Raw genomic sequence first — 26,855 nt, 5'->3', positions numbered from 1 at the left:
AAGAGTAAACCCCCAATAACGTTTGTGTTAGAATGACTTGTGTTTCCTTCCGGCTTGAGATAGAGGGTTCAGTGACAAATATAACTAAAGAAACCACATTAGTGTCAGCCAGCAAGCTGACCTGTATCCGCGAAGAACGCATTCTTTTTGATGAGTTAAGTTTTGATATAAATGCCGGTGACATTGTTCAGATTGAAGGCCCTAACGGCGCAGGCAAGACCAGTTTATTACGCATATTGGCGGGCCTTTCTCGCCCCTATGCCGGACAAACTTTTTACATTCATGAAGACATAAACCGTTGCCGCGATGAATACAATGAAGACCTCTTGTATTTAGGCCATTTAGCTGGCGTGAAATGCGAGCTGACTGCCGAAGAAAACCTTAATTTCAATTTAAGAATCAGTGGTTATGATGACTTTGATACGTCAGAGATTTTAGCCAAAGTCAATTTAACGGGCTTTGAAGAAGCTCTCGCGGGGCATTTATCCGCAGGCCAGCATCGCAGAACAGCGCTATCAAGATTGTGGCATAGCAACTGTAAAATTTGGATCCTTGACGAACCTTTTACTGCAATCGATAAAAAAGGCGTCGAAGAACTGGAGCAGTTATTTATTCAGCATGCGGATAATGGTGGCTGTGTGATCCTCACAACTCACCAAGATATGGGCATTATCACAGATGATAGGCTTCGTAAAATTCGTCTCGATTATCGCTTCATATAAGGTCAGGCTCAATGAAAAGAGGCATCAGTTTTACCCAAGCATTTTTCACCTTGCTGCAGCGAGATCTTAAAATTGCTATTCGCCACCGCGGCGACATTTTTAACCCACTGCTATTTTTTATTATGGTCGTTACCTTGTTTCCGCTGGGAATTGGACCAGAGCCACAAATGTTAGCACGTGTGGCACCGGGGATTATTTGGGTAGCCGCATTATTAGCATCGATGTTGTCACTTGAAAGGCTTTTCAAAGCCGACTTTAGTGATGGTAGCTTAGAACAAATGCTATTAAGTCCACAGCCATTAGCCATTCTCGTATTAGCTAAAGTGTTAGCCCACTGGATTTTAACTGGTGTGCCACTGATTATTATCGCACCACTGTTAGCGGTATTACTCAATCTAGACGGCAACAGCTACGGTGCGTTAATTTCGACGCTTGCGCTAGGCACGCCAGTATTGTCGCTGTTAGGTGCTATCGGTGTGGCATTAACCGTCGGTCTAAGAAAAGGCGGCGTGTTACTCAGCTTACTTATTTTGCCCCTATATATCCCAGTACTCATTTTTGCAACGAGTGCTATAGACGCGGCAGGAATGAATTTACCCTATGATGGTCAGCTCGCTATAATAGGCGCTATGCTGGTCGGATCGTTAACCTTAGCACCTTTTGCAATTGGTGCATCTCTGCGAGTGAGTACTAACTAAAATGTGGAAATGGTTACACCCTTACGCGGATCCTGAACGCGCATATAAATTATCAGGAACGTTATTTCCATGGTTTGCGATCTTAGCCGGTCTATTGATTGCTGTTGGCACTACATGGGGACTCGTCTTCGCGCCGACGGATTACCAGCAGGGTGATAGCTACCGTATTATCTTTATCCATGTTCCTGCCGCGTCTATGTCAATGGCGGCTTATATGGGTATGGCAACAGCGGCCTTTATCGGTCTAGTTTGGCAAATAAAACTTGCCGACTGGGCTGCAGCATCTATTGCTCCCATTGGTGCAGTAATCACCTTTATCGCACTCTTTACTGGAGCGGCATGGGGCAAACCTATGTGGGGTGCTTGGTGGGTATGGGATGCACGCTTAACTTCTGAGCTGGTATTACTATTCCTATATCTAGGTGTGATCTCGCTCTATGCCTCATTTGAGGATAAAGTGCTCGCAGCTCGTGCAGCAGGGATCTTAGCGATCGTCGGTGTGATCAATATTCCTATCATCAAATACTCAGTTGAATGGTGGAGCTCATTACATCAACCGTCGACAATACGCATTACCGAGAAATCGACAATGTCGACGGAAATGCTCTATCCACTGTTAATTAACATACTGGGCTTCGGTCTTATGATTGGCGCCATCACTATTGTTCGTTTTAGAGCAGAAATTTTAGCAAGAAATGGCATGCGCCCTTGGGTCCGTGAACTAGCTAAAGCGGAGGAGGTCAAATGATGCAATTCGATTCAATCAGTGATTTTTTTAATATGGGCGGCTATGCATTCTACGTATGGCTATCCTACGGAGTGACCTTCTTCTGCCTCTCTACGCTCATCATTACCAGCGCACGCCAAAAGCGTAAGGTGTTAATTGATATCGCGAAAAAGATGGATAGAGAAGAACGCTTAAAAGAAACCAGGAGTACTAAATCGTGAACCCAAGACGCAAAAAAAGACTGACATTAGCTGTAGCATTAATCGGTGGCGTTGCTGCGATTACTTCGCTTTTGCTCTATGCGCTGAACTCCAACTTGAACTTATTCTATACTCCGTCTGAAATTGTCCACGGCAAGACAGACACTGGTGTAAAACCTGAAATTGGCCAACGTATTCGTGTCGGCGGAATGGTGACGGTAGGTTCTATGGTGCGAGATCCCAAAAGCTTGCATGTCGAATTTGCAGTACATGACTCCCTCGGCGGTGAAGTACTGGTCACTTATGACGACCTATTGCCCGATCTTTTCCGTGAAGGACAAGGCATTGTTGCTCAGGGTGTACTGGGTGCTGATGGCAAACTAGAAGCAACTGAAGTACTGGCCAAGCATGATGAAAACTACATGCCACCAGAAGTCGCTGAAGCCATGGGCCAAAAGCACGAAAAGTTAGATTATAGCCAGCAAAAGGCACCAGATACTAAGTAGGTTATTGATGGATCAGCAATAGCGTACAAACTAAGCCTCCTAGCTTAATAACTAGTGAGGCTTTTTTATTATCTGAATATGCACAATTAAAGGTGGACTATACTCTAGGCAGCGCCAATACCGAAGACTGCATATGATTCAAATAAGACAACTAAACTCTAGTTTGCAACACATTCTAAGCTTCCTAATTATCTGCTTGGTAGGCCTCTCTCAGGAAGCCAATGCTGCTAAAGTTGTTGTTATCGAAAGCTACCATCATAGCTATCAATGGGACCAAGAATACTATCAAGCGATTTATGACACGCTCAGCCCTCACCACGATGTTAGTTATTTCGAGATGGATACCAAACGCTTACCCCAAGAGCAATTTGCTGAACGGGCTGACTTAGCATGGAAATATATTCAACAACAAGCACCTCAATTGGTTATTCTCGCCGATGATAATGCGGTTAATCTCTTACACCAGCGCCTAAATGACAGCCTAATCCCAGTAGTCTATTTAGGGGTGAATATGAATCCTAGAGAATATCATCTCAATGAACACAAACGCTTCACAGGCGTCATTGAGAGACCACTATTACGACGTTCACTACTGCTCATTCAACGTTTACTACCGCAAACTGTGCACAGAAAAATCTTAGTTCTATTCGACCAAGGAGTCACCTCTGACTCAGCGGCAGAATACATCAGTAAACAACACTCAAGCATGTTAGGCGATATCGAAGTTAATTTAGTGCAATTGTCACAGCTAACGGATTGGCAGCGGAATGTATTGACCGCGAAGGAACAAGGTTATAACGCTATAGTCGTGGCGCTATACCACACAGTTAGAGATGCAGATAATCGCTCAGTAGATGCAGATCAGCTCCTAAAATGGATATCTGAACATACTCCGGTACCGAATTTTGGGTTTTGGGGATTTAGTGTCTCTGCTGAAGGTAATATTGGTGGCTATGTTCTCGATGGCTATCATCATGGCAAGATTGCAGCGAATATGGCGACAAAAATACTCGGCGGCGAGAAACCCGAAAATATTTTCCCAGTAACAGATGATCTTGGAAAATACATGTTTAGCCAGAAAGGCTTAGCTAAATGGAATATCGTCCTCCCAAAAGAAATCGAGAAAACCACACTTTGGGTAAAATAGTAAAAAAGGCATAAAAAAGCCGGGCTAATGCCCGGCTTTTTAAAAGTGTAACCTTAATTACTCAGCAGCTTCAACATCAACAGCTTGAGCAGCTTCTGGGCGACCAACTAGCTCGATGTAAGCCATAGGGGCTTTATCACCAGCACGTAAACCGCACTTAAGGATACGGGTATAGCCACCAGGACGTTCCTGGTAACGTGGACCCAACTCAGTAAATAACTTACCAACGACTTCAGCGTCGCGAGTACGTGCAAACGCTAAACGACGGTTTGCAACGCTGTCACTCTTAGCAAGTGTTATCAGAGGCTCAACTACGCGACGCAGTTCTTTCGCTTTAGCCACAGTTGTCTTGATGATCTCATGACGAACTAGTGAACCGGCCATGTTGCGAAACATGGCTTGGCGATGACTGCTGTTACGGTTTAGTTGACGACCACTCTTACGATGGCGCATGACCTAATCCTTATAACCTAAATCTGTACAAACCTGAGACTTATAGGTCGTCTGCTAAACTAGCTGGAGGCCAGTTTTCCAAACGCATACCTAACGACAGTCCGCGAGAAGCTAAAACATCCTTAATTTCAGTAAGAGATTTCTTACCTAAGTTCGGGGTTTTCAGCAACTCAACTTCAGTGCGCTGTACCAGATCTCCGATGTAATGAATCGCTTCGGCTTTCAAGCAGTTAGCCGAACGTACAGTTAGCTCTAAATCGTCGACAGGACGCAGCAGAATCGGATCGAATTCCGGTTTCTCTTCTTTCAGCTCTGGCTCAGTCACGTCACGTAACTCTACAAACGCATCTAGCTGTTCAGCCAGAATAGTTGCAGAACGACGGATAGCTTCCTCAGGATCGATAGTACCGTTTGTGGTCATATCGATAACGAGTTTATCTAAGTCAGTACGCTGTTCTACACGTGCTGCTTCTACATTGTAGGCAATACGTGCAACTGGCGAGAAAGAAGCATCAACCAGCAAGCGGCCGATTGGGCGATCATCGTCTTCGGTCTGTGCACGAGCAGATGCTGGTACATAACCACGACCACGCTCAACGCGAATACGCATGCTGATATCATTGTTACCTGTCAGATGACAGATAATATGATCAGGATTCACGATAGTGACATCACCATCATGCGTGATATCTGCTGCGATGACAGGGCCTGCGCCGGACTTGCTCAACGTAAGCATAGCCTCGTCTTTACCCTCGATGGTCACTGCTAACCCTTTCAGGTTTAACAAGATCTCAAGGATATCTTCTTGAACGCCTTCCTTACTGCTGTATTCGTGCAGTACACCGTCAATCTCGACTTCGGTAACCGCGCAGCCGGGCATAGACGACAATAGGATGCGACGCAACGCGTTACCTAAAGTGTGGCCGAAACCACGCTCAAGTGGTTCCAATGTAACCTTGGCACGTGTTGAGTTAACCTGCTCGATATCAACGAGACGCGGTTTAAGAAATTCTGTAACAGAACCCTGCATTGTGTCCTCTCTTGTTTGTTAGCCTTACTTAGAGTAAAGCTCGACGATCAGCTGTTCGTTAATTTCCGCAGACAAATCGCTACGTTCTGGAACGCGCTTGAAAGCACCTTCCATTTTCGCGTTGTCGACTTCAACCCATGTAGGCTTCTCGCGTTGAGCTGCCACTTCTAAAGCCGCTTTAATACGAGCTTGAGTACGTGACTTCTCGCGGATGCTCACAACATCATTCGCAGACACTTTGAATGATGGAATGTTAACAACACGACCGTTAACCATAATAGATTTATGGCTTACTAGCTGACGTGATTCTGCACGAGTTGCACCGAAGCCCATACGATAAACAACGTTATCAAGACGGGTTTCTAAAAGCTGAAGCAGGTTTTCACCTGTGTTGCCTTTAGTACGTGCAGCATCTTTGTAATAGTTACGGAATTGTTTTTCTAACACACCGTAAATACGACGAACTTTTTGTTTTTCGCGTAACTGAGTACCGTACTCTGACAAACGTGGCTTACGAGCGCCATGTTGTCCAGGTGCAGTTTCCAGTTTACACTTTGAATCGATTGCTCTCACACCGCTTTTTAAGAAAAGGTCTGTACCTTCTCGGCGGCTGAGCTTGAGCTTGGGACCCAAGTATCTTGCCATGATCTTTCTCCAACTATCCTAATGAAACGGCGTTATACACGACGCTTTTTAGGAGGACGACAACCATTATGAGGGATCGGCGTCACATCGGTAATGTTGGTAATTTTATAACCAACAGCGTTCAGCGCACGAATGGCTGACTCACGACCTGGACCTGGACCCTTCACAAACACTTCAAGGTTTTTTAAACCGTAGTCTTGAGCAGCAGCACCTGCACGCTCAGCAGCCACCTGTGCAGCAAATGGAGTAGATTTACGTGAACCACGGAAACCTGAACCACCTGAAGTAGCCCATGACAACGCATTACCTTGACGATCTGTAATGGTGACAATAGTGTTGTTGAAAGAAGCATGGATATGAGCCATGCCATCTGCAACCTGTTTACGTACGCGCTTACGCGGAGAACGTGACGGAACTTTAGCCATTGCTTTACCTTCCCGTTACTTTCTAATAGGTTTACGTGGACCTTTACGCGTACGCGCATTGGTCTTAGTACGTTGCCCACGGAGAGGCAGGCTACGGCGATGGCGGAGACCACGATAACAACCAAGATCCATAAGACGCTTGATGTTCATTGAAATCTCACGACGTAAGTCACCTTCTACTAGGTATTTGGCGACTTCTTCGCGTAGTGTGTCTATTTGAGCTTCGCTCAATTCCTTGATCTTAGCAGTTTCAGCGATTGCTGTAGCCGCGCAGATTGCTCTAGCGCGAGTACGGCCGATGCCGAAAATTGCAGTCAATGCGATGACTGTATGCTTTTGATCAGGAATGTTAATGCCAGCGATACGGGCCACTATGCACTCCTTAAAGTTAAAGGCCAACTGCGAAAAGCCCGAAAGGATACTCGACAGTCGACAGATTTGCAAACAAAATTTTGTTCAGCCCAATTCATGGGCTGAACAAATTACTTTTTAGCCTTGACGCTGTTTGTGTTTTGGTTCAACACAGATAACGCGTACAACGCCACTACGCTTGACGATCTTGCAGTTACGGCAGATCTTCTTCACGGAAGCTCGAACTTTCATTTCATCACTCCGTAAAGCTACTTAGCGACCAAAGCGATCTAAATTCGCCTTGTTAACTAGGTTAGCTTTCTTCATCACAGACTCATACTGATGAGACATCATATGCGTCTGAACCTGAGCCATGAAGTCCATGATTACGACTACCATAATTAGTAGTGAAGTACCGCCGAAATAGAACTGTACTTTCCACGCAATTAACATGAACTCCGGAATTAAGCAGATAAAGGTTATGTATAACGCGCCTGCCAATGTCAAACGGGTCATAACTTTATCAATGTAACGCGAAGTCTGTTCTCCAGGACGGATCCCAGGGATGAATGCACCACTCTTCTTCAAGTTATCTGCTGTTTCACGTGGGTTAAACACCAACGCAGTATAGAAGAAACAGAAAAAGATAATCGCTGTTGCATATAATAATGAGTAAAGCGGTTGTCCAGGTGACACAGCCAGTGAAAAATCACTTAACCATGACATGGACTCATTTTGACCGAACCACTGAGCCAGTGTTCCAGGAAACAAAATGATGCTTGACGCAAAAATTGGCGGAATAACACCTGCCATGTTTATTTTCAGCGGTAGATGGGTACTTTGCGCAGCGAACACCTTACGGCCTTGCTGACGCTTAGCATAGTTAACGACGATACGACGCTGACCACGTTCCACAAACACTACAAAATAAGTCACTGCAAACACAATTACCGCGAGCAACAACAATACTAACACATTCAAGTCACCTTGACGCGCCTGCTCAGCCGTTTGGCCGATAGCGGAAGGTAATCCAGCAACAATACCTGCGAAAATCAAAATCGAGATACCATTACCTATACCACGTTCGGTAATTTGCTCACCTAGCCACATAAGGAACATAGTTCCTGTTACTAAGCTCACAACCGCAACAAAGTAGAATCCAAATCCAATGTTGACCACAAGGCCTGGCACTAAGTTTGGTAACCCGGTTGCAATACCGACCGACTGGAATGTACCCAGCACTAAGGTACCCCATCTGGTATATTGACTGATTTTCTTACGTCCTGATTCGCCTTCCTTTTTCAATTCAGCGAGTGCAGGATGTACGACAGTCAACAGTTGCATGATAATCGATGCCGAAATGTACGGCATAATACCTAATGCAAAGATAGAGGCACGCTCAAGGGCACCACCCGAGAACATGTTAAACATGCCAAGGATGGTTCCACTTTGCTGAGCAAACAGCTCTGCTAATACAGCTGCGTCAATACCAGGAATTGGCACAAACGAACCGGCTCTAAAGACGATAATCGCACCAATCACGAACAGGAGGCGAGCTTTCAATTCTGAAAGTCCACCTTTCGCGCTTTTTAAATCAAGTCCTGGTTTTGCCATCGACGTATTATTCCTCGATCTTACCGCCGGCAGCTTCAATAGCTGCACGTGCACCTTTGGTTACCTTCAGACCTTTAACAGTCACAGGGCGCTCAATGGTACCTGAAAGAACAATTTTCGCAAACTGGATGTTGCGAGTTATTACGTTCGCATCTTTCAGAGCGTTTAAGTCGATAACATCACCGTTAACTTTTGCCAGTTCGAGTACACGAACTTCAGCTGTTACCATAGCGCGACGCGAGGTAAAACCAAATTTAGGTAAACGGATTTTCAGTGGCATTTGACCACCTTCGAATCCTGGGCGTACACCGCCACCAGAGCGAGACTTTTGGCCTTTATGACCACGACCCGCTGTTTTACCTAGACCTGAGCCCATACCACGGCCTACACGCTTTGGTGCATGCTTAGAGCCTGCAGCTGGAGATAGAGTATTTAAACGCATCTATTAATCCTCCACCTTAACCATGTAGTAGACCTTGTTGATCATACCGCGAACAGAAGGAGTATCTTCTAATTCAACAGTGTGACCAATGCGACGCAAACCAAGACCCGTTAGGGTTGCACGGTGCTTCGGTAAACGACCGATACCGCTTTTAGTTTGAGTAACTTTTACAGTTTTAGTTGCCATGGTGCATTACCCCCGAATTTCGTCAACATTCAGGCCACGCTTAGCTGCGATTTGCGAAGGTGACTTCATGTGCACCAATGCATCGACAGTCGCGCGAACGATGTTGATCGGGTTAGTAGAACCGTATGCTTTTGACAGAACGTTATGCACGCCTGCTACTTCCAATACGGCACGCATTGCGCCACCGGCAATAATACCAGTACCTTGTGATGCAGGTTGCATGTACACAAGTGAACCAGTATGACGACCTTTAACTGGGTGATGCAGAGTACCTGCATTCAACTCAACGGTCACAATGTTACGACGAGCTTTTTCCATCGCTTTTTGAATCGCGGCTGGAACTTCACGTGCTTTGCCATAGCCATAGCCAATCTTACCGTTACCGTCACCCACTACTGTCAGTGCTGTGAAGCTAAAGATACGACCGCCCTTAACTACTTTAGAAACACGATTAACTGCAATTAATTTCTCTTGCAGATCGTCTTTTTGCTGAGCTTCTAATTTAGCCATTTTATAACCCCTTAGAACTTCAGGCCAGCTTCACGAGCTGCATCTGCTAAAGCAGCTACACGACCGTGATACTTGAAACCAGAACGATCGAACGCAACTGAAGTTACGCCTTTTTCGATCGCGCGCTCAGCAACAAATTTACCTACTGCTTTCGCTGCGTCTACGTTACCGGTACTCTTCAGTAGCTCTTTAACCGCTTTTTCTACGGTTGAAGCAGCTGCCAACACCTGAGCTTCAGGATTGATCACCTGAGCATAAATGTGACGCGGTGTACGATGTACAACCAGACGGTTCACGCCCAGCTCTTGGATCTTCTTACGAGCGCGAGTAGCGCGACGTAAGCGAGATGTTTTCTTATCCATATCGCGTTACCTACTTCTTCTTAGCCTCTTTACGGCGTACTACTTCGTCGTCATAGCGAACACCTTTGCCTTTGTATGGCTCTGGTGGACGGTATCCGCGAATCTCAGCAGCGACTTGGCCAATTAACTGTTTATCAACGCCACGTAGGACGATGTCAGTTTGGCTAGGGCACTCTGCAGTAACGCCTGCGGGCAGTTTGTGTACTAACGGATGAGAGAAACCTAAAGTAAGGTCAATATCAGCACCGACGAGTTTCGCACGGTAACCAACGCCAACTAACTTTAACTTACGCTCAAAACCTTGAGATACACCAACAACCATGTTGTTTACTAATGCACGAGTTGTACCAGCCTGTGCCCAAGCGTTAACAACGCCTTCAACAGGGAGGAACTTAACTACGCCGGCTTCAATAACAACATTGACCGCATTGTTGATCACTCGAGTCAGACTACCTTTTCCGCCTTTGACGGTAAGGGTCTGTTCGTTCAAGGTCACCTCTACGCCAGCTGGAATAGATACTGGTGCTTTTGCTACACGAGACATTCCTAGCTCCTTAAGCTACGTAGCAGATAACCTCGCCACCCATGCCTGCAAGGCGGGCGGCACGATCAGTCATCAAGCCTTTAGAAGTGGACACAATTGCGACACCCAGACCGCCCATCACCTTTGGAAGTTCGTTTTTACCTTTGTAAATACGAAGACCAGGGCGACTTACACGCTGGATAGTCTCAACGACTGGTTGGCCTTGGAAATACTTTAAAGTAACTTCCAGTTCAGGCTTGGCTTCATCTGCTACGGCGTAATCAGCAATATAACCTTCATCTTTAAGTAGTTTCGCAATTGCGACTTTCAACTTAGCTGAAGGCATCTTCACTGATACGTGGTTAGCAGCTTGGCCGTTACGAATACGGGTTAACATATCCGCAATAGGATCTTGCATGCTCATATTAGCTTACTCCGTGACAAGTGCTTACCAGCTGGCCTTACGCAGGCCAGGAACTTCACCACGCATGGTTGCTTCACGTAATTTGATACGGCTTAAGCCGAATTTACGTAAGAAGCCATGAGGGCGACCAGTTTGATTACAACGATTGCGTTGACGCGCAGCGCTGGAATCACGTGGTAGAGCTTGCAGCTTAAGAACCGCATCCCAACGATCTTCGTCAGAAGAAGCTGGACTTGCAATGATAGTCTTAAGAGCCGCACGCTTTTCAGCGTACTTGGCCACGAGCTGTGCACGTTTAGCTTCACGTGCTTTCATTGATGTTTTTGCCATTACGCTACCCTTATTTCTTGAATGGGAAGTTAAAAGCGTCTAACAAAGCACGACCTTCTTCATCATTCTTCGCAGTAGTAGTGATAACAATATCCATACCACGAATCTTATCGATTTTATCGTAATCGATTTCTGGGAAGATGATCTGCTCACGCACGCCCATTGCGTAGTTACCACGGCCGTCAAACGCTTTAGCGCTTAAGCCACGGAAGTCACGAATACGTGGGATTGCGATATCGACTAAACGCTCTAAGAATTCCCACATACGCTCACCGCGTAGGGTCACTTTACAGCCAATAGGGTAGCCTTCACGGATTTTAAAACCAGCAACTGACTTACGAGCTACAGTCACAACTGGCTTTTGACCAGCGATTGCAGTCATATCACGGACAGCATGGTCCATGATTTTCTTGTCTGCAACAGCTTCGCCAACACCCATGTTCAGGGTGATTTTCTCAATCCGAGGGACTTGCATGACACTGGTATAACCGAACTTTTTAGCAAGTTCAGCGACAACAGTCTCTTGGTATTTATCATGCAGTTTCGCCATCGTTTACTCCAATTACTTAACGAGTTCACTGTTCGATTTGAAGAAACGAACTTTTTTGCCGTCTTCAAAGCGGAAACCAACGCGATCAGCTTTGCCAGTGGCAGAGTTGAAAATCGCTACATTTGATGCTTGTATCGGTGCTTCTTTCTCAACAATACCGCCAGCTACGCCCAATTGTGGGTTTGGCTTTTGGTGTTTTTTGACAAGATTGATGCCTTCAACAATCAATTTACCAGTAGGAAGGACTTGAGAAACTTTTGCACGTTTACCCTTGTCTTTACCTGCTAATACAATCACTTCGTCTTCACGACGTATTTTAGCTGCCATTTTGAAGCTCCTTACAGTACTTCTGGTGCCAGCGAGACAATTTTCATAAATTGCTCATTACGCAATTCACGTGTCACTGGTCCAAAGATACGAGTACCAATCGGCTGCAGGTTGTTGTTCAAAAGAACAGCTGCATTCCGATCGAAGCGAATGACAGAACCGTCTGGACGACGTACGCCTTTCTTAGTACGGACTACCACCGCGTTATACACATCGCCTTTCTTCGCTTTAGCGCGAGGAATCGCTTCTTTAACAGAAACTTTGATGATGTCGCCGATACCGGCATAACGACGATGAGAGCCACCCAAGACCTTAATACACTGAACTCTGCGTGCGCCGCTGTTACAAGCAACGTCAAGAGTCGATTGCATTTGGATCATTTTAAGTGCTCCGCTATCGTTACTACACAATTCCCACTATGGGACAATAAAAACACTCATTTTTGCTATTAATTTAGTCAAAAATGGCGCGCAAATATAACACCATAAAAGTGGAATGTATAGTATTAAAAAACAAACGGCCCCACATTCTGGAGCCGTTTACCTAAATACCTAATTAACTTAGGCCTTTGATACTACTTCAACCAGGGTCCAAGACTTAGTCTTAGACAAAGGACGACATTCGCGAATCGCTACTAAATCGCCTTCATTGCACTGATTCGTTTCGTCATGTGCATGGATCTTTGTCGTACGCTTAATGTATTTCCCATAAATTGGGTGTTTCACTTGGCGTTCGATAGCAACAGTAATGGACTTGTCCATTTTGTTGCTAGTTACACGACCCTGCAAAGTACGGATTTTATCAGACATTATGCACCCGCCTTAGAAGTAATAATGGTCTTAACGCGCGCAATGTTACGGCGCACCAATTTCAGTTGATTAGTCTGAGTCAACTGACCAGTGGCGTGTTGCATACGCAGGTTGAACTGCTCACGCAGCAGACCAAGTAGTTCAGCGTTCAGTTCTTCAACGCTCTTTTCTCTCAGTTCGCTCGCTTTCATTACATCACCGTCTTAGTTACGAAGGTAGTCTTAATTGGAAGCTTGGCAGCAGCCAAAGCAAACGCTTCACGAGCGATCACTTCAGAAACACCATTCATCTCATAAAGAACCTTACCAGGTTGAATCTGACATACCCAGTATTCAACGTTACCTTTACCTTTACCCATACGCACTTCAAGAGGCTTAGAGGTAATCGGCTTGTCCGGGAAAACTCGAATCCAAATTTGTCCCTGACGCTTAATGTGACGTGTCATGGCACGACGTGCAGATTCGATCTGACGTGCAGTTAAACGGCCACGGCCGACTGCTTTCAGACCAAAAGTACCAAAGCTAACTTCGGTACCGTTCGCTAGACCGCGGTTGCGGCCTTTGAACATCTTGCGAAACTTCATACGTTTAGGTTGCAGCATTGCCGGCTCTCCTATTTACCACGAGGCTTGCGCTTAGGTTGCTGCTGCTTCGGCTCTTCAATCTGTGGCAGCATTCCGTCTAGAACTTCACCTTTGAAGATCCAAACTTTAACGCCAATCACACCGTATTGGGTGTGACTTTCAGATGTAGAATAGTCGATATCAGCACGCAAAGTATGTAAAGGTACACGACCTTCACGATACCACTCATCGCGCGCAATCTCAGCTCCGCCTAAACGGCCACTAACTTGTACTTTGATACCTTGAGCACCAATACGCATTGCGTTTTGAACTGCGCGCTTCATAGCACGACGGAACATTACGCGACGCTCTAATTGCTGTGCAATTGAGTCAGCAACTAACTTGGCATCTAGCTCAGGTTTACGGATCTCAGCGATGTTAATTTGAGCAGGAGTGCCAGCAAGTTTTGACACTGCAGCACGCAATACTTCAACGTCTTCACCTTTCTTACCGATCACAACACCTGGACGGGCAGTGTGAATGGTAACGCGGATGCTTTTCGCTGGACGCTCGATAACAATCTTAGATACTGAAGCAGCTTGTAATTTCTCTACAAGAAACTTACGCACTTCCCAGTCGCTGTTCAGGTTACTTGCGTAATCTGATTTATCTGCGTACCAGGTAGAGATCCAAGGCTTGGTGATACCCAGACGGATACCATTAGGATGTACTTTCTGTCCCATTGCTCTCTCCTAGCGATCTGATACAACCACAGTAATGTGGCTGGTACGCTTCATGATACGATCAGCGCGGCCTTTAGCACGTGGCATGATACGCTTCATAGTTGGGCCTTCATCTACGAAGACGGCTCCGACTTTAAGCTCATCAATATCCGCGCCTTCGTTGTGTTCGGCGTTTGCGATAGCTGAGTCAAGTACTTTTTTAACCAGTACGGCGGCTTTCTTGGGGCTGAAAGTCAAAATTTCGAGGGCCTTAGCAACAGGCAATCCACGAATTTGATCAGCAACCAGACGGGCCTTCTGCGCAGACGTACGGGCAAAACGATGTTTAGCTAAAACTTCCATCTTATTCCTCCCGTATTAACGCTTCTTCGCTTTCTTATCTGCAGCATGGCCGCGATAAGTGCGAGTTGGTGAAAATTCACCAAGTTTGTGGCCGATCATTTCGTCAGTTACGAACACAGGAACGTGCTGACGACCATTATGGACAGCGATGGTCAAACCAATCATATTTGGAATGATCATAGAGCGACGTGACCAAGTCTTAATAGGCTTTTTGTCACCGGCTTCCATCGCTTTCTCTACCTTCTTCAGCAAGTGCAGGTCAATGAAGGGACCTTTCTTGAGAGAACGTGGCATGGCGAATCCTCTTACTATTTATTACGACGACGTACGATGTACTTGTCAGTGCGCTTGTTACTACGAGTTTTATAACCCTTAGTTGGCACACCCCATGGAGTCACTGGGTGACGACCACCAGAAGTACGGCCTTCACCACCACCGTGTGGATGGTCTACTGGGTTCATTGCAACACCACGCACTGTAGGACGTATGCCTCTCCAGCGCTTAGCACCTGCTTTACCTAACTGGCGTAGCATGTGTTCGGCATTACCAACTTCACCAAATGTCGCGCGGCAATCAACTGGCACTTTACGCATTTCGCCAGAGCGAAGACGTAGAGTGGCATATGCGCCATCACGAGCAACAACTTGTACATAAGCACCTGCAGAACGAGCGATCTGAGCACCTTTACCAGGCTTCATTTCAACTGCGTGAACTACAGAACCTACTGGGATGTTGCGCAGTGGCATAGCGTTACCGGTTTTGATCTCGGCAGCAACACCAGACTGGATCTTATCGCCAGCTTGCATGCCTTTGGCAGCAAGAATATAACGACGCTCACCATCCGCATACAATACTAACGCGATGTTAGCAGTACGGTTTGGATCGTATTCCAGACGCTCAATCTTTGCAGGGATACCATCTTTATCGCGTTTGAAGTCGATTAGACGATAATGCTGCTTATGACCACCACCTACGTGACGGACAGTGATACGGCCAGTATTGTTACGGCCACCACTTTTAGATTTTTTCGCCAACAAGCCAGCAAAAGGTTTACCCTTGTGCAGGTCAGTGTTCACCACTTTAACTACGTGGCGACGACCTGGAGAGGTTGGCTTACACTTAATAACTGCCATGATAATTCTCCTTTGCTTACTCAGCGCCGCCGACGAAATCGATGTCAGCACCAGCAGCTAGAGTCACATAGGCTTTTTTCCAATCGCTACGACGACCAGTACGGCCACCAGTGCGTTTAGTTTTGCCTTTGCTCACTAAAGTGCGAACTGAATCAACTTCAACTTCAAATAGCTTGGCAACAGCAGCTTTAATTTCAGCTTTAGTTGCATCGATAGCTACGCGGAAAACAACAGTGTTGTGCTTCTCAGCGTTCACAGTGCTCTTTTCAGAGATATGTGGAGCGAGAATAACTTTTAGCAAACGTTCTTCGCGGATCATCATGCTAGCATCTCCTCGATTTGCTTCACTGCGTCAGCAGTCACAAGCACAGTGTTGAAGGCGATCAGACTCACTGGGTCTAGACCCGCTACATCACGAACGTCAACCTTGTACAGGTTACGAGCTGCTAAGAATAAGTTCTCATCAACTTCTGCAGTCACAATCAGAACGTCTTCAAGGTTCATTGCTTTCAATTTAGCTTTCAGCTCTTTAGTTTTAGGAGCTTCAACACCGAAAGATTCAACAATAACCAAACGCTCTTGACGTACCAATTCAGACAGAATGCTTCTCAGCGCGCCGCGGTACATCTTTTTGTTAACTTTTTGGCTGTGATCTTGGGTTTTAGCAGCGAATGTTACGCCACCGCCACGCCAGATTGGGCCTTTAACAGAACCAGCACGAGCACGGCCAGTTCCTTTTTGGCGCCAAGGCTTTTTGCCTGAGCCAGTTACTTCCGCACGAGTCTTTTGAGCACGAGTGCCCTGACGCGCGTTTGCAGCGTATGCTACAACTACCTGATGAACCAGTGCCTCGTTAAAGTCACGGCCGAAGGTAGTTTCGGAAACTTCAAGAGCGCTTTGCGCGTCTTTCAATACCAATTCCATTACTATCTCCTCAGACCTTAAGCTTTAACGGCAGGCTTGATAATCAAGTCGCCATTGGTAGCGCCAGGAACAGCGCCACGGACTAGTAGCAGGTTACGCTCAACATCTACACGAACAACAACTAGATTTTGAGTAGTAACACGCTCGGCACCCATATGGCCTGACATTTTTTTGCCTTTGAATACGCGACCAGGCGTTTGGTTCTGACCGATAGAACCATTCGAGCGGTGCGACAAAGAGTTACCGTGAGTCATATCTTGAGTACGGAAGTTCCAACGCTTAACGCCGCCTTGGAAGCCTTTACCTTTTGATTGACCAGTAACATCAACTTTCGCTACGTCTGCGAAAATATCAACATTTAGCTCAGCACCAACTTCAATGCCCTCGCCTTCACCGTCTACCAAACGCATTTCCCACAAACCACGACCGGCTTCAACGCCGCTCTTGGCAAAGTGACCTGCTTCTGGTTTAGTGATGCGATTGGCTTTTTTGGTGCCAGTTGTAACTTGAAGTGCACGGTAGCCGTCAGTTTCTAAAGTTTTCACTTGAGTAACACGGTTGCCTGCAACTTCAATTACAGTAACTGGTATTGAAACACCATCTTCAGTGAAGATGCGAGTCATACCAACTTTACGACCAATAAGACCGATAGCCATCTCTCAAACCTCTTCTTACTAGGATCTCAATTAACCCAAGCTAATCTGTACGTCGACACCAGCCGCAAGATCTAAACGCATTAACGCGTCAACAGTCTTTTCAGTTGGCTCTACGATGTCAACCAGGCGCTTGTGTGTACGTAATTCGTACTGGTCACGAGCATCTTTATTAACGTGCGGAGAGATCAAAATGGTATAACGCTCTTTGCGAGTAGGTAGTGGAATTGGACCACGAACCTGCGCGCCTGTACGCTTAGCAGTTTCAACGATTTCCGCTGTAGACTGATCAATTAAGCGATGATCAAATCCCTTTAAGCGGATACGGATTCTTTGGTTCTGCATTGACCAGAGCTCCTAAAATGGACATATAAAAAATCACCCTCTAGCTTCTTCTAAATAGAAAAGCAGAGCGAGATGATTTAACCGTTCGACTCCCAATCGGAGCCGCTATGATAATGATTAACTTAAGCGACTAATCATTTAATTCGTTAACCTAGGTCGACGAGGGGGCCATTATACCTATCTAAATTCGGATATCAAGCCCGCTGTGTAAATAGTCATCAAATAACTATTTAACTTCAGAGTGGCGAGCATTTTACACAAATTTGTAAATAAAACCAGCCCTCAAATAAAAAAGGAAGCCGAAGCTTCCTTTTCAAACTAATCTCTATCGCAATTAAGCGATGATTTTAGCTACTACACCAGCACCAACTGTACGACCACCTTCACGGATTGCGAAGCGTAAACCTTCGTCCATCGCGATTGGGCAAATCAGAGTCACTACCATTTTGATGTTGTCGCCAGGCATTACCATCTCTACGCCTTCTGGCAGTTCGATAGTACCGGTTACGTCAGTTGTACGGAAGTAGAACTGTGGACGGTAGCCTTTGAAGAATGGAGTGTGACGTCCGCCTTCTTCTTTTGACAGAACATAAACTTCTGATTCAAAAGTCGTGTGTGGGTTGATTGAACCTGGTTTAGCCAATACTTGACCACGTTCTACGTCATCACGCTTAGTACCACGTAATAACACACCACAGTTCTCACCTGCACGACCTTCGTCAAGCAGTTTACGGAACATTTCTACACCAGTACACGTTGTTTTAGTCGTTGTGCGAACACCAACGATTTCAACTTCGTCACCCACTTTAACAATACCACGCTCAACACGACCAGTAACTACTGTACCACGGCCTGAAATTGAGAATACGTCTTCGATTGGCAGTAGGAACGGCTTATCGATATCACGTTGTGGTTCTGGAATGTAAGAATCCAGTGCTGCGGCTAATTCAAGGATCTTAGCTTCCCACTCTGGTTGACCTTCTAGGGCCTTCAGAGCTGAACCTTGGATTACTGGTAAATCATCACCTGGGAAATCGTATTCTGACAGAAGTTCACGCACTTCCATTTCAACCAATTCCAGTAACTCTTCGTCATCTACCATGTCACATTTGTTCATGAACACGATGATGAAAGGTACGCCAACCTGACGAGAAAGCAGGATGTGCTCACGAGTCTGTGGCATTGGACCGTCTGTAGAGGCAACTACTAGAATCGCGCCGTCCATCTGTGCAGCACCAGTGATCATGTTTTTAACATAGTCAGCGTGGCCTGGGCAGTCTACGTGTGCGTAGTGACGTGAAGGCGTGTCATATTCGATGTGAGAGGTATTGATCGTAATACCGCGCTCACGCTCTTCTGGAGCGTTATCGATTTGAGAGAAGTCTTTAGCTTCGCCACCGTAGGTCTTAGCCAGTACGTGAGAGATAGCTGCAGTCAGTGTGGTTTTACCATGGTCAACGTGACCAATGGTGCCCACGTTTACGTGAGGCTTAATACGTTCAAATTTAGCTTTTGCCACGATATATTCCTTTCTTTTCAGAATAGTCCAGTCAGTGCTGGACCATAATAACATTTATGTCGTAACTGGATATTAGCTACGAGATTCAATAATCGCTTTTGCAATGTTTTGCGGTGCATCAGAGTACTTCAAGAACTCCATAGAGTATGAAGCGCGACCCTGTGTAGCAGAGCGCAAATCAGTTGCATAACCAAACATTTCAGAAAGAGGCACTACAGCATGGACTATTTTGATGCCACCGAAGCCATCATCCATCCCTTCAATTAAGCCACGACGACGGTTTAAATCACCAACGACGTCACCCATATAATTTTCAGGGGTAGTTACTTCTACTTTCATGCAAGGTTCGAGCAACGCCGGATTCGCTTCAAGCGCACCCTTTTTGAAGCCCATAGAACCTGCAATTTTGAACGCCATCTCGTTCGAGTCCACATCATGATATGAACCATCGAACAGAGTGACCTTCACGTCCAACACAGGGAAGCCAGCGAGAACGCCATTCTTCATCTGTTCTTGGATACCTTTATCAACCGCAGGAATGAATTCACGAGGAATCACACCTCCCACAACAGCATTGACAAATTCGTAACCAGCGCCTTCTTCATTAGGCTCTAGTTTTAACCAAACGTGACCGAATTGTCCACGACCACCTGATTGGCGTACAAATTTACCTTCAGCTTCTACTGAAGCTCGGATAGTTTCGCGGTAGGCCACTTGTGGCTTACCTACGTTACATTCAACACCAAATTCGCGACGCATACGGTCTACGATGATGTCTAAGTGTAACTCACCCATACCCGAAATCAGAGTTTGTGATGATTCTTCGTCAGTTTCAACTCGGAATGATGGATCTTCCGCTGCAAGTTTTTGCAACGCGATACCCATTTTGTCCTGATCGGCTTTTGACTTAGGCTCAACGGCAATGGTAATTACTGGCTCTGGGAACTCCATACGTTCCAAGATCACTCTATGATCGTTATCACAAAGCGTATCACCCGTAGTCACTTCTTTTAGACCAATCGCCGCTGCGATATCACCAGCACGGACTTCTTTCAGTTCAGTGCGATCGTTTGCGTGCATTTGCACCATGCGACCTACGCGTTCACGCTTCTGTTTGACAGAGTTGTAAACGCCCGAACCTGATTCGAGTACGCCTGAGTACACGCGAATAAAGGTCAAAGTTCCTACGAATGGATCTGTAGCAATCTTAAATGCCAATGCAGCAAAAGGCGCATTGTCATCTGATGGGCGCTCTACTTCTTGGTCGTTTTCATCGATGCCCTTAATTGGAGGCACATCAATTGGCGCTGGCAAGAATTCAATAACCGCATCAAGTACCGCTTGAACGCCTTTGTTCTTAAATGCAGAACCACAAGTCGCTAAAACGATTTCATTATTTATAGTACGCTGACGTAGCGCCTTTTTAATTTCGTCTTCTGATAGCGTGCCTTCTTCAAGGTACTTATCCATCAGTTCATCCGAAGATTCGGCTGCCACTTCAACCAGATACTCATGCATTTCAGCCGCTTTAGCCGCTAACTCTGCAGGGATCTCCTCATAAGTGAAAGTCATACCCTGGTCTGATTCATTCCAGTTAATTGCTTTCATCTTGATTAAGTCGATCACGCCTTTGAAGTTTTCTTCTGCACCAATATTCAATTGAATAGGCACACAAGTGGCTCCAAGACGAGTTCTAATTTGCTTCACTACACGTTCAAAGTCTGCACCTGCACGGTCCATCTTGTTGATAAATACCAAACGTGGAACGCGGTATTTATCAGCTTGACGCCACACTGTTTCTGACTGAGGTTCAACACCAGATGAACCACAGAAAACGACAACAGCACCGTCGAGGACGCGCAGAGACCGTTCAACTTCAATAGTAAAGTCAACGTGACCAGGGGTATCGATGATATTGATGCGGTGTTCAGTGAATTGAGCATCCATACCACGCCAGAATGTGGTTACCGCAGCCGAGGTGATAGTGATACCACGCTCTTGCTCTTGAACCATCCAGTCTGTGGTAGCGGCGCCGTCATGCACCTCACCGATTTTATGAGACAAACCGGTATAGAACAGAACACGTTCTGTTGTGGTGGTTTTACCTGCGTCAACATGAGCACAAATACCGATATTACGATAACGCTCAATTGGGGTTGTACGAGCCACGATTATACCCTCTCCACCAAGACCTAAGTCTTGGCAATATCAACAACTATGGTGTGGGCCTAAGCCCACACCATCATATTACCAACGGTAATGAGCAAAGGCTTTGTTAGCTTCAGCCATGCGATGCACGTCTTCACGCTTCTTAACAGCAGTACCTTTGTTTTCAGACGCATCCAGCATTTCACCTGCCAGACGTAAAGCCATAGATTTTTCACCACGCTTACGAGCAGCTTCAACTAACCAGCGCATCGCCAGTGCGTTACGACGCACAGGACGAACTTCACATGGTACCTGGTACGTAGAACCACCAACGCGACGAGATTTAACTTCGACTGATGGGCGAACGTTGTCCAGGGCTGCTTCAAGGATAACTAAATGGTTTTCGCTTTTCTTTTCAGCGACAACATCTAGTGCCTTGTAAATAATTTTTTCTGCAGTCGACTTTTTGCCGTCTTGCATAATGACGTTGATGAACTTAGCCAGCAACTCACTGTGAAACTTTGGATCTGGTAGGATTTTACGTTGTCCTACAACGCGACGTCTTGGCATAACAATTCTCCGTATGCTTCAGGGATTTCCAAAACTGGAATTCTCAAAATAAAACTAGCTTGGCCTTACTTAACGGATAAGTTAAGACTTAGGACGCTTAGCACCGTATTTAGAACGGCTTTGGCGACGTGAAGTCACGCCTGCACAGTCTAATGCGCCACGAATAGTGTGATAACGCACACCTGGTAAGTCTTTAACACGACCACCACGGATTAAGATCACACTATGTTCCTGCAGGTTGTGGCCTTCACCGCCGATGTACGAAGTAACTTCGAAACCGTTAGTTAGACGCACACGAGCTACTTTACGTAGTGCAGAGTTAGGTTTTTTAGGGGTAGTAGTGTACACACGTGTACAAACACCACGTTTTTGCGGGCACGCATTCAACGCAGGCACGTTAGTCTTGTCGACTTTTGGCGCGCGTGGCTTACGTACCAACTGGTTTACAGTTGCCATGTATAGCTCCGAGTCAGTTGAATCAAACTCAACGATAAGGTGTGAAAAATCTATATCCCACAATGGTGGGACGCGGAATTTTAGAAAGGTAATGCCTGACTGTCAAGAAATAGCCAACTTTTGCGGCATATTACAAGAAAAAAGGCGCCATAGGCGCCTTTTTATAACAAACTTATTACTTAATCTTGGCTACCAGCCAAGTTTAAGAGATCGGCCAAGTTCTGTTCGGCTTCACTTGCAGTGATCTTGTTCACTACTACAGGTTCGTTTTTCTTCGCACGCGCTTCATTACGAGTCTTGTGATAAGCGTAACCAGTACCGGCTGGGATCAGTCGGCCAACGATAACGTTTTCTTTCAGACCACGTAATTGATCGCTCTTACCACCAACGGCGGCTTCGGTCAGTACGCGCGTGGTTTCTTGGAACGATGCTGCTGAGATAAAGGATTCTGTTGCCAGAGATGCTTTAGTAATACCCAGTAGTTCACGTTCAAAGGTCGCAGGCACTTTACCTTGGGCGATCAGTTCGCGGTTAGCGATCTTCACGCGTGACACTTCAGCTTGTTCCCCTTCGAGGAAGTCAGTGTCACCGGCAGAAGTGATAAGACACTTACGCAGCATCTGACGGATGATCACTTCGATATGCTTATCGTTGATCTTCACGCCTTGCAGACGATAAACGTCCTGTACTTCGTTCACAATGTAGTTTGCTACGTTGTGGATACCACGAAGACGCAGAATGTCGTGTGCCGCTTCTGGACCGTCAGCGATAACTTCACCACGTTCGACTTTTTCACCTTCGAACACGTTTAAGTTACGCCACTTAGGGATCATCTCTTCATAATGATCGCCGCCATCAGCAGGTGTAATCACCAAACGACGCTTACCTTTGGTCTCTTTACCAAACGAGATGGTACCAGAGATTTCCGCCAGAATAGCAGGCTCTTTTGGCTTACGCGCTTCGAACAAGTCAGCAACGCGTGGCAGACCACCGGTGATGTCGCGTGTTTTAGACGATTCCTGAGGAATACGAGCTAATGCGTCACCCACGTTGATTTGCGCGTTATCTTCTAAGTTAACGATCGCACTACCTGGTAAGAAGTATTGTGCTGGTACTTCAGTACCTGGGATCATCAAGTCAGCACCATTAGCGCCAAGCAGACGGATCATTGGGCGCATTTCTTTACCCGCAGTACCACGCTGACCAACGTCAAGGATCACGATTGATGACAGACCCGTTAGTTCGTCTGTTTGACGTGTCATAGTGACACCGTCAATCATGTCTACGAACTTGATACTACCCGCCACTTCAGAAATGATTGGGTGAGTATGTGGATCCCAGTTAGCGATAACATCGCCCGCTTCAACAGCCGCTTCTTCTAGTTTCTCGAGCACAGTACCGTATGGCACTTTATAACGCTCTTTCTCACGACCCAGCTCGTCAATAACGGCCAGTTCAGAAGAACGAGAAACGATAACCAGTTTGCCGTCACTGTTAGTAACATGCTTAGCATTATGCAGTTTCAATGAACCCGAGTTTTTCACTTGGACATTGTTTTCTGCAGACGCTCGAGATGCCGCACCACCGATGTGGAACGTACGCATCGTTAACTGTGTACCTGGTTCACCGATAGATTGTGCTGCCACAACACCGATGGCTTCACCGTGGTTAATAATATGACCACGAGCCAAGTCACGACCGTAACAGGCTGCACACACACCGAAATCGGTATCACAAGAAATAACAGAACGTACAATCACTTCGTCGATTGAATGCTCTTCTAACTTGTCACACCATGCTTCGTCGAGTAGCGTGTTACGTGGTGCTAATACGTCTTCAGTGCCTGGATAGAACACATCAATCGCAACCACACGACCCAGTACGCGTTCACGTAACGGCTCAACCACATCACCACCTTCAATCAGCGGTTTCATGGTTAGACCTTCGTGAGTACCACAATCGTCTTCGATAACCACTAAATCTTGTGCAACGTCTACAAGACGACGAGTCAGGTAACCCGAGTTCGCTGTCTTCAATGCAGTATCGGCTAGACCTTTACGCGCACCGTGAGTAGAAATAAAGTACTGGAGTACGTTTAGACCTTCACGGAAGTTAGCGGTAATTGGCGTTTCAATGATTGAGCCGTCTGGCTTAGCCATCAGACCACGCATACCCGCCAACTGACGGATCTGTGCGGCACTACCACGAGCGCCTGAGTCAGCCATCATATAGATGCTGTTAAACGAGGCTTGTTTCTCTTCAACGCCATCACGGTTAATCACTGTCTCAGTTGACAGGTTTTCCATCATAGCTTTAGAAACTTTTTCGTTGGCACTTGCCCAGATATCGATAACTTTGTTGTAACGCTCACCGGCTGTGACTAGACCAGATTGGAACTGCTCTTGAATTTCAAGAACTTCCGCTTCTGCATCAGCCACTAAGGTGTATTTCTCGTCTGGAATAACCATGTCATCGATACCTACAGAGGCACCAGAGATGGTTGCAAAACGGAAACCGGTATACATCAATTGGTCAGCGAAGATAACAGTATCTTTCAGACCCAGTTGACGATAACAAGTGTTCAACAGTTTAGAGATCTGCTTTTTGCCCATGTTCTGGTTAACCAGATCAAATGACAAACCTGCTGGCAGAATAAGTGACAGCAGTGCACGACCCACAGTCGTATCAACGATACGGCGTTGTTCAGTGCGCTCACCATCGTCACCAATAATGGTTTCAGTGATACGAACTTTAACGCGGGCATGCAGTTCAGCAGCGCCAGTTGCGTAAGCTTTTTCAACTTCAGCAACAGACATAAATGCCATACCTTCACCACGGCCGTTAATACGCTCACGGCTGGTGTAGTACAGACCCAATACCACGTCTTGAGACGGGGTGATAACAGGCTCGCCGTTGGCTGGTGACAGGATGTTGTTGGTAGACATCATCAGGGCACGGGCTTCAAGCTGCGCTTCCAGTGTTAACGGTACGTGTACCGCCATTTGGTCACCGTCGAAGTCGGCGTTGTATGCCGCACAAACGAGTGGGTGTAACTGGATCGCTTTACCTTCAATCAGTACAGGTTCGAACGCTTGGATACCCAGTCTGTGCAGTGTTGGTGCACGGTTGAGCATCACTGGATGTTCGCGGATCACTTCATCCAGAACGTCCCATACTTCTGCCACTTCACGCTCAACCATCTTCTTAGCCGCTTTGATGGTAGTCGCTAAGCCACGACCTTCTAGCTTGCCATAGATGAATGGCTTGAACAGTTCCAGTGCCATCTTCTTAGGAAGACCACATTGGTGCAGACGTAGAGTAGGACCTACGGTAATTACCGAACGACCAGAATAGTCGACGCGCTTACCCAACAAGTTCTGACGGAAACGACCTTGCTTACCTTTGATCATATCAGCCAAAGATTTCAGAGGACGCTTGTTAGAACCGGTAATAGCACGACCACGACGACCGTTATCTAATAGCGCATCAACAGACTCTTGTAACATACGCTTTTCGTTGCGTACGATAATGTCTGGCGCAGCTAAATCTAACAGACGCTTCAAACGGTTGTTACGGTTAATCACGCGGCGATACAGGTCGTTAAGATCTGAAGTCGCGAAGCGGCCGCCATCGAGCGGAACCAACGGACGTAAGTCAGGTGGTAACACAGGCAGTACTTTTAAGATCATCCACTCAGGCTTATTGCCTGAAGTGTAGAATGCTTCCATCAACTTAAGACGTTTAGTCACTTTCTTGCGACGAGTCTCAGAATTGATTGAAGGCAATTCTTCACGCATTTGTTCGATTTCTTTCGCTAAATCGATAGCACGTAACAGTTCAAGTACTGCTTCGGCACCCATTTTAGCTTCGAACTCATCACCGTATTCTTCTAATGCATCCAGATAAGTTTCTTCTGTCAGCATTTGGCCACGTTCAAGGCTGGTCATGCCAGGCTCGATCACGACAAATGATTCAAAATACAGTACGCGTTCGATATCACGCAGCGTCATATCCAGCATTAAGCCAATACGTGACGGCAGTGATTTTAAGAACCAAATGTGCGCAACTGGGCTAGCCAGTTCGATGTGACCCATACGCTCACGACGTACTTTAGTTTGGGTTACTTCAACGCCACACTTTTCACAAATAACACCACGGTGCTTCAAACGTTTGTACTTACCGCACAAACATTCGTAATCTTTGACTGGGCCAAAGATACGCGCACAGAACAGACCTTCACGCTCAGGCTTGAAGGTACGGTAGTTGATGGTTTCTGGCTTCTTAACTTCACCAAAAGACCAAGAACGGATCAGATCAGGCGATGCCAGACCAATTTTGATGCCGTTAAATTCTTCAGTCTTGCTTTGCTGTTTCAGAAACTTTAATAAGTCTTTCACGTTTCTCTCCTGAAGGAGTTAAACCGGGTGCTCCGCTTGCACGGAGCACCATTCTGTTTGCCAAACGCGGCTAAAGGCCTGC

39 protein-coding genes are annotated in these 26,855 nt (G+C 46.3%); 6 read left to right on the top strand and 33 right to left on the bottom strand.

Translation table 11 applies throughout. The annotated features are described in order from the left end of the window. Positions 1-71: 71 nt before the first annotated feature. The 6 genes from ccmA (at position 72) to GWI56_RS20025 (ending at position 4,000) form a co-directional block, all read left to right on the top strand. The gene (gene ccmA / locus GWI56_RS20050) at positions 72-722 is read left to right on the top strand and encodes a cytochrome c biogenesis heme-transporting ATPase CcmA (RefSeq protein ID WP_198573867.1); all 651 of its coding nucleotides are present in this window, start codon (positions 72-74) and stop codon (positions 720-722) included. Positions 723-733: 11 nt separating this feature from the next. Further along, on the top strand, positions 734-1,420 hold the full coding sequence (gene ccmB, locus GWI56_RS20045; protein ID WP_006079706.1) for a heme exporter protein CcmB: 687 nt from the start codon (positions 734-736) through the stop codon (positions 1,418-1,420). Position 1,421: 1 nt separating this feature from the next. Then, positions 1,422-2,168: a heme ABC transporter permease gene (locus GWI56_RS20040; RefSeq protein ID WP_105251039.1), complete on the top strand. Its 747-nt coding sequence runs from the start codon at positions 1,422-1,424 to the stop codon at positions 2,166-2,168. Then, complete coding sequence (ccmD, locus tag GWI56_RS20035) at positions 2,168-2,368, top strand: heme exporter protein CcmD (protein ID WP_105253042.1); 201 nt, start codon at positions 2,168-2,170, stop codon at positions 2,366-2,368. The genes GWI56_RS20040 and ccmD overlap by 1 nt, the downstream gene beginning before the upstream one ends. Beyond that, positions 2,365-2,853 (top strand): cytochrome c maturation protein CcmE, encoded by a 489-nt coding sequence (gene ccmE, locus GWI56_RS20030; RefSeq protein WP_105251038.1) that lies wholly within the window; start codon positions 2,365-2,367, stop codon positions 2,851-2,853. Before ccmD ends, ccmE begins: the two co-directional genes overlap by 4 nt. Before the next feature lie 196 nt (positions 2,854-3,049). Next, the gene (locus tag GWI56_RS20025; RefSeq protein WP_242068452.1) at positions 3,050-4,000 is read left to right on the top strand and encodes an ABC transporter substrate binding protein; all 951 of its coding nucleotides are present in this window, start codon (positions 3,050-3,052) and stop codon (positions 3,998-4,000) included. A gap of 57 nt (positions 4,001-4,057) precedes the next feature. Here GWI56_RS20025 and rplQ read toward each other — a convergent pair whose 3' ends face one another. From rplQ to rpoC, 33 genes are all read right to left on the bottom strand, one after another. Continuing rightward, positions 4,058-4,453 carry a 50S ribosomal protein L17 gene (gene rplQ, locus GWI56_RS20020; protein WP_006083573.1) on the bottom strand — a complete coding sequence of 132 codons (396 nt, stop codon included), beginning with the start codon at positions 4,451-4,453 and terminating at the stop codon, positions 4,058-4,060. A 40-nt stretch (positions 4,454-4,493) separates the two neighbouring features. Continuing rightward, the gene (gene rpoA, locus GWI56_RS20015) at positions 4,494-5,483 is read right to left on the bottom strand and encodes a DNA-directed RNA polymerase subunit alpha (protein ID WP_006083574.1); all 990 of its coding nucleotides are present in this window, start codon (positions 5,481-5,483) and stop codon (positions 4,494-4,496) included. Positions 5,484-5,507: 24 nt separating this feature from the next. Then, a complete protein-coding gene (gene rpsD / locus GWI56_RS20010; RefSeq protein ID WP_006083575.1) occupies positions 5,508-6,128 on the bottom strand; it encodes a 30S ribosomal protein S4 in 621 nt (206 codons plus the stop codon). 32 nt (positions 6,129-6,160) lie between these two features. Continuing rightward, entirely contained in the window at positions 6,161-6,553 is a 393-nt protein-coding gene (rpsK, locus tag GWI56_RS20005) for a 30S ribosomal protein S11 (RefSeq protein WP_006083577.1), read from the bottom strand. 15 nt (positions 6,554-6,568) lie between these two features. Then, positions 6,569-6,925: a 30S ribosomal protein S13 gene (gene rpsM, locus GWI56_RS20000; RefSeq protein ID WP_011787581.1), complete on the bottom strand. Its 357-nt coding sequence runs from the start codon at positions 6,923-6,925 to the stop codon at positions 6,569-6,571. Between the two features lie 117 nt (positions 6,926-7,042). After that, entirely contained in the window at positions 7,043-7,156 is a 114-nt protein-coding gene (rpmJ, locus tag GWI56_RS19995; RefSeq protein ID WP_006083579.1) for a 50S ribosomal protein L36, read from the bottom strand. Between the two features lie 21 nt (positions 7,157-7,177). After that, on the bottom strand, positions 7,178-8,518 hold the full coding sequence (gene secY / locus GWI56_RS19990) for a preprotein translocase subunit SecY (RefSeq protein WP_007644459.1): 1,341 nt from the start codon (positions 8,516-8,518) through the stop codon (positions 7,178-7,180). 7 nt (positions 8,519-8,525) lie between these two features. Beyond that, a complete protein-coding gene (rplO, locus tag GWI56_RS19985; RefSeq protein ID WP_006083581.1) occupies positions 8,526-8,960 on the bottom strand; it encodes a 50S ribosomal protein L15 in 435 nt (144 codons plus the stop codon). 3 nt (positions 8,961-8,963) lie between these two features. Beyond that, on the bottom strand, positions 8,964-9,146 hold the full coding sequence (gene rpmD / locus GWI56_RS19980; protein WP_006083582.1) for a 50S ribosomal protein L30: 183 nt from the start codon (positions 9,144-9,146) through the stop codon (positions 8,964-8,966). Positions 9,147-9,152: 6 nt separating this feature from the next. Continuing rightward, positions 9,153-9,656 carry a 30S ribosomal protein S5 gene (gene rpsE / locus GWI56_RS19975; RefSeq protein ID WP_006083583.1) on the bottom strand — a complete coding sequence of 168 codons (504 nt, stop codon included), beginning with the start codon at positions 9,654-9,656 and terminating at the stop codon, positions 9,153-9,155. A gap of 11 nt (positions 9,657-9,667) precedes the next feature. After that, positions 9,668-10,018 (bottom strand): 50S ribosomal protein L18, encoded by a 351-nt coding sequence (gene rplR / locus GWI56_RS19970; protein ID WP_006083584.1) that lies wholly within the window; start codon positions 10,016-10,018, stop codon positions 9,668-9,670. 10 nt (positions 10,019-10,028) lie between these two features. Continuing rightward, a complete protein-coding gene (gene rplF / locus GWI56_RS19965; protein ID WP_105251036.1) occupies positions 10,029-10,562 on the bottom strand; it encodes a 50S ribosomal protein L6 in 534 nt (177 codons plus the stop codon). A gap of 10 nt (positions 10,563-10,572) precedes the next feature. Then, positions 10,573-10,965, bottom strand: coding sequence for a 30S ribosomal protein S8 (gene rpsH, locus GWI56_RS19960; RefSeq protein ID WP_006083586.1), 393 nt, complete (start codon positions 10,963-10,965; stop codon positions 10,573-10,575). 24 nt (positions 10,966-10,989) lie between these two features. After that, positions 10,990-11,295, bottom strand: a complete 306-nt coding sequence (gene rpsN / locus GWI56_RS19955; RefSeq protein WP_006083587.1) for a 30S ribosomal protein S14 — start codon at positions 11,293-11,295, stop codon at positions 10,990-10,992. A gap of 10 nt (positions 11,296-11,305) precedes the next feature. Then, positions 11,306-11,845, bottom strand: coding sequence for a 50S ribosomal protein L5 (rplE, locus tag GWI56_RS19950; RefSeq protein WP_006083588.1), 540 nt, complete (start codon positions 11,843-11,845; stop codon positions 11,306-11,308). 12 nt (positions 11,846-11,857) lie between these two features. After that, positions 11,858-12,172 carry a 50S ribosomal protein L24 gene (rplX, locus tag GWI56_RS19945; protein ID WP_006083589.1) on the bottom strand — a complete coding sequence of 105 codons (315 nt, stop codon included), beginning with the start codon at positions 12,170-12,172 and terminating at the stop codon, positions 11,858-11,860. Between the two features lie 11 nt (positions 12,173-12,183). Next, complete coding sequence (rplN, locus tag GWI56_RS19940; RefSeq protein WP_006083590.1) at positions 12,184-12,552, bottom strand: 50S ribosomal protein L14; 369 nt, start codon at positions 12,550-12,552, stop codon at positions 12,184-12,186. Between the two features lie 180 nt (positions 12,553-12,732). Beyond that, the gene (gene rpsQ / locus GWI56_RS19935) at positions 12,733-12,981 is read right to left on the bottom strand and encodes a 30S ribosomal protein S17 (RefSeq protein ID WP_006083591.1); all 249 of its coding nucleotides are present in this window, start codon (positions 12,979-12,981) and stop codon (positions 12,733-12,735) included. Then, on the bottom strand, positions 12,981-13,172 hold the full coding sequence (gene rpmC, locus GWI56_RS19930) for a 50S ribosomal protein L29 (protein WP_006083592.1): 192 nt from the start codon (positions 13,170-13,172) through the stop codon (positions 12,981-12,983). The genes rpsQ and rpmC overlap by 1 nt, the downstream gene beginning before the upstream one ends. After that, the gene (rplP, locus tag GWI56_RS19925) at positions 13,172-13,582 is read right to left on the bottom strand and encodes a 50S ribosomal protein L16 (RefSeq protein WP_006083593.1); all 411 of its coding nucleotides are present in this window, start codon (positions 13,580-13,582) and stop codon (positions 13,172-13,174) included. The genes rpmC and rplP overlap by 1 nt, the downstream gene beginning before the upstream one ends. Positions 13,583-13,593: 11 nt before the next feature. Further along, positions 13,594-14,286, bottom strand: a complete 693-nt coding sequence (gene rpsC / locus GWI56_RS19920) for a 30S ribosomal protein S3 (RefSeq protein ID WP_006083594.1) — start codon at positions 14,284-14,286, stop codon at positions 13,594-13,596. 9 nt (positions 14,287-14,295) lie between these two features. After that, positions 14,296-14,628 (bottom strand): 50S ribosomal protein L22, encoded by a 333-nt coding sequence (gene rplV / locus GWI56_RS19915; RefSeq protein ID WP_006083595.1) that lies wholly within the window; start codon positions 14,626-14,628, stop codon positions 14,296-14,298. Between the two features lie 15 nt (positions 14,629-14,643). Further along, positions 14,644-14,922, bottom strand: a complete 279-nt coding sequence (gene rpsS, locus GWI56_RS19910) for a 30S ribosomal protein S19 (RefSeq protein WP_006083596.1) — start codon at positions 14,920-14,922, stop codon at positions 14,644-14,646. A 14-nt stretch (positions 14,923-14,936) separates the two neighbouring features. Beyond that, complete coding sequence (rplB, locus tag GWI56_RS19905) at positions 14,937-15,761, bottom strand: 50S ribosomal protein L2 (RefSeq protein ID WP_006083597.1); 825 nt, start codon at positions 15,759-15,761, stop codon at positions 14,937-14,939. A gap of 16 nt (positions 15,762-15,777) precedes the next feature. Then, positions 15,778-16,080: a 50S ribosomal protein L23 gene (gene rplW / locus GWI56_RS19900; protein ID WP_025008843.1), complete on the bottom strand. Its 303-nt coding sequence runs from the start codon at positions 16,078-16,080 to the stop codon at positions 15,778-15,780. After that, the gene (gene rplD / locus GWI56_RS19895; RefSeq protein WP_113941598.1) at positions 16,080-16,685 is read right to left on the bottom strand and encodes a 50S ribosomal protein L4; all 606 of its coding nucleotides are present in this window, start codon (positions 16,683-16,685) and stop codon (positions 16,080-16,082) included. The genes rplW and rplD overlap by 1 nt, the downstream gene beginning before the upstream one ends. Before the next feature lie 17 nt (positions 16,686-16,702). Then, entirely contained in the window at positions 16,703-17,341 is a 639-nt protein-coding gene (gene rplC / locus GWI56_RS19890; protein WP_006083600.1) for a 50S ribosomal protein L3, read from the bottom strand. Positions 17,342-17,371: 30 nt separating this feature from the next. Beyond that, positions 17,372-17,683 (bottom strand): 30S ribosomal protein S10, encoded by a 312-nt coding sequence (rpsJ, locus tag GWI56_RS19885; protein WP_006083601.1) that lies wholly within the window; start codon positions 17,681-17,683, stop codon positions 17,372-17,374. 334 nt (positions 17,684-18,017) lie between these two features. Next, a complete protein-coding gene (gene tuf / locus GWI56_RS19880) occupies positions 18,018-19,202 on the bottom strand; it encodes an elongation factor Tu (protein WP_105251028.1) in 1,185 nt (394 codons plus the stop codon). A 72-nt stretch (positions 19,203-19,274) separates the two neighbouring features. Continuing rightward, entirely contained in the window at positions 19,275-21,371 is a 2,097-nt protein-coding gene (gene fusA / locus GWI56_RS19875) for an elongation factor G (protein ID WP_006083603.1), read from the bottom strand. Positions 21,372-21,449: 78 nt separating this feature from the next. After that, positions 21,450-21,920 carry a 30S ribosomal protein S7 gene (gene rpsG / locus GWI56_RS19870; RefSeq protein ID WP_011787570.1) on the bottom strand — a complete coding sequence of 157 codons (471 nt, stop codon included), beginning with the start codon at positions 21,918-21,920 and terminating at the stop codon, positions 21,450-21,452. 81 nt (positions 21,921-22,001) lie between these two features. Then, positions 22,002-22,376: a 30S ribosomal protein S12 gene (rpsL, locus tag GWI56_RS19865; RefSeq protein WP_006083605.1), complete on the bottom strand. Its 375-nt coding sequence runs from the start codon at positions 22,374-22,376 to the stop codon at positions 22,002-22,004. Between the two features lie 179 nt (positions 22,377-22,555). Beyond that, positions 22,556-26,773: a DNA-directed RNA polymerase subunit beta' gene (rpoC, locus tag GWI56_RS19860; protein ID WP_105251033.1), complete on the bottom strand. Its 4,218-nt coding sequence runs from the start codon at positions 26,771-26,773 to the stop codon at positions 22,556-22,558. Positions 26,774-26,855: the final 82 nt, after the last annotated feature.

This window comes from Shewanella sp. DW31 (genome assembly GCF_015767295.1).
GTDB lineage: Bacteria > Pseudomonadota > Gammaproteobacteria > Enterobacterales > Shewanellaceae > Shewanella > Shewanella oncorhynchi.
Note: the sequence above shows the minus strand (reverse complement) of the source record. Positions and strands in the feature narration are given on the sequence as shown.

Coding starts and splice junctions, on each gene's coding strand:
- ccmB (WP_006079706.1), top strand. CDS start 734: ATGAAAAGAGGCATCAGTTTTACCCAAGCATTTTTCACCTTGCTGCAG.
- GWI56_RS20040 (WP_105251039.1), top strand. CDS start 1,422: ATGTGGAAATGGTTACACCCTTACGCGGATCCTGAACGCGCATATAAA.
- ccmD (WP_105253042.1), top strand. CDS start 2,168: ATGCAATTCGATTCAATCAGTGATTTTTTTAATATGGGCGGCTATGCA.
- rplQ (WP_006083573.1), bottom strand. CDS start 4,453: ATGCGCCATCGTAAGAGTGGTCGTCAACTAAACCGTAACAGCAGTCAT.
- rpoA (WP_006083574.1), bottom strand. CDS start 5,483: ATGCAGGGTTCTGTTACAGAATTTCTTAAACCGCGTCTCGTTGATATC.
- rpsD (WP_006083575.1), bottom strand. CDS start 6,128: ATGGCAAGATACTTGGGTCCCAAGCTCAAGCTCAGCCGCCGAGAAGGT.
- rpsK (WP_006083577.1), bottom strand. CDS start 6,553: ATGGCTAAAGTTCCGTCACGTTCTCCGCGTAAGCGCGTACGTAAACAG.
- rpmJ (WP_006083579.1), bottom strand. CDS start 7,156: ATGAAAGTTCGAGCTTCCGTGAAGAAGATCTGCCGTAACTGCAAGATC.
- secY (WP_007644459.1), bottom strand. CDS start 8,518: ATGGCAAAACCAGGACTTGATTTAAAAAGCGCGAAAGGTGGACTTTCA.
- rplO (WP_006083581.1), bottom strand. CDS start 8,960: ATGCGTTTAAATACTCTATCTCCAGCTGCAGGCTCTAAGCATGCACCA.
- rpmD (WP_006083582.1), bottom strand. CDS start 9,146: ATGGCAACTAAAACTGTAAAAGTTACTCAAACTAAAAGCGGTATCGGT.
- rpsE (WP_006083583.1), bottom strand. CDS start 9,656: ATGGCTAAATTAGAAGCTCAGCAAAAAGACGATCTGCAAGAGAAATTA.
- rplR (WP_006083584.1), bottom strand. CDS start 10,018: ATGGATAAGAAAACATCTCGCTTACGTCGCGCTACTCGCGCTCGTAAG.
- rplF (WP_105251036.1), bottom strand. CDS start 10,562: ATGTCTCGTGTAGCAAAAGCACCAGTATCTATTCCAGCTGGCGTAGAG.
- rpsH (WP_006083586.1), bottom strand. CDS start 10,965: ATGAGCATGCAAGATCCTATTGCGGATATGTTAACCCGTATTCGTAAC.
- rpsN (WP_006083587.1), bottom strand. CDS start 11,295: ATGGCAAAAACATCAATGAAAGCACGTGAAGCTAAACGTGCACAGCTC.
- rplE (WP_006083588.1), bottom strand. CDS start 11,845: ATGGCGAAACTGCATGATAAATACCAAGAGACTGTTGTCGCTGAACTT.
- rplX (WP_006083589.1), bottom strand. CDS start 12,172: ATGGCAGCTAAAATACGTCGTGAAGACGAAGTGATTGTATTAGCAGGT.
- rplN (WP_006083590.1), bottom strand. CDS start 12,552: ATGATCCAAATGCAATCGACTCTTGACGTTGCTTGTAACAGCGGCGCA.
- rpsQ (WP_006083591.1), bottom strand. CDS start 12,981: ATGTCTGATAAAATCCGTACTTTGCAGGGTCGTGTAACTAGCAACAAA.
- rpmC (WP_006083592.1), bottom strand. CDS start 13,172: ATGAAAGCGAGCGAACTGAGAGAAAAGAGCGTTGAAGAACTGAACGCT.
- rplP (WP_006083593.1), bottom strand. CDS start 13,582: ATGCTGCAACCTAAACGTATGAAGTTTCGCAAGATGTTCAAAGGCCGC.
- rpsC (WP_006083594.1), bottom strand. CDS start 14,286: ATGGGACAGAAAGTACATCCTAATGGTATCCGTCTGGGTATCACCAAG.
- rplV (WP_006083595.1), bottom strand. CDS start 14,628: ATGGAAGTTTTAGCTAAACATCGTTTTGCCCGTACGTCTGCGCAGAAG.
- rpsS (WP_006083596.1), bottom strand. CDS start 14,922: ATGCCACGTTCTCTCAAGAAAGGTCCCTTCATTGACCTGCACTTGCTG.
- rplB (WP_006083597.1), bottom strand. CDS start 15,761: ATGGCAGTTATTAAGTGTAAGCCAACCTCTCCAGGTCGTCGCCACGTA.
- rplW (WP_025008843.1), bottom strand. CDS start 16,080: ATGATCCGCGAAGAACGTTTGCTAAAAGTTATTCTCGCTCCACATATC.
- rplD (WP_113941598.1), bottom strand. CDS start 16,685: ATGGAATTGGTATTGAAAGACGCGCAAAGCGCTCTTGAAGTTTCCGAA.
- rplC (WP_006083600.1), bottom strand. CDS start 17,341: ATGGCTATCGGTCTTATTGGTCGTAAAGTTGGTATGACTCGCATCTTC.
- rpsJ (WP_006083601.1), bottom strand. CDS start 17,683: ATGCAGAACCAAAGAATCCGTATCCGCTTAAAGGGATTTGATCATCGC.
- rpsG (WP_011787570.1), bottom strand. CDS start 21,920: ATGCCAAGACGTCGCGTTGTAGGACAACGTAAAATCCTACCAGATCCA.
- rpsL (WP_006083605.1), bottom strand. CDS start 22,376: ATGGCAACTGTAAACCAGTTGGTACGTAAGCCACGCGCGCCAAAAGTC.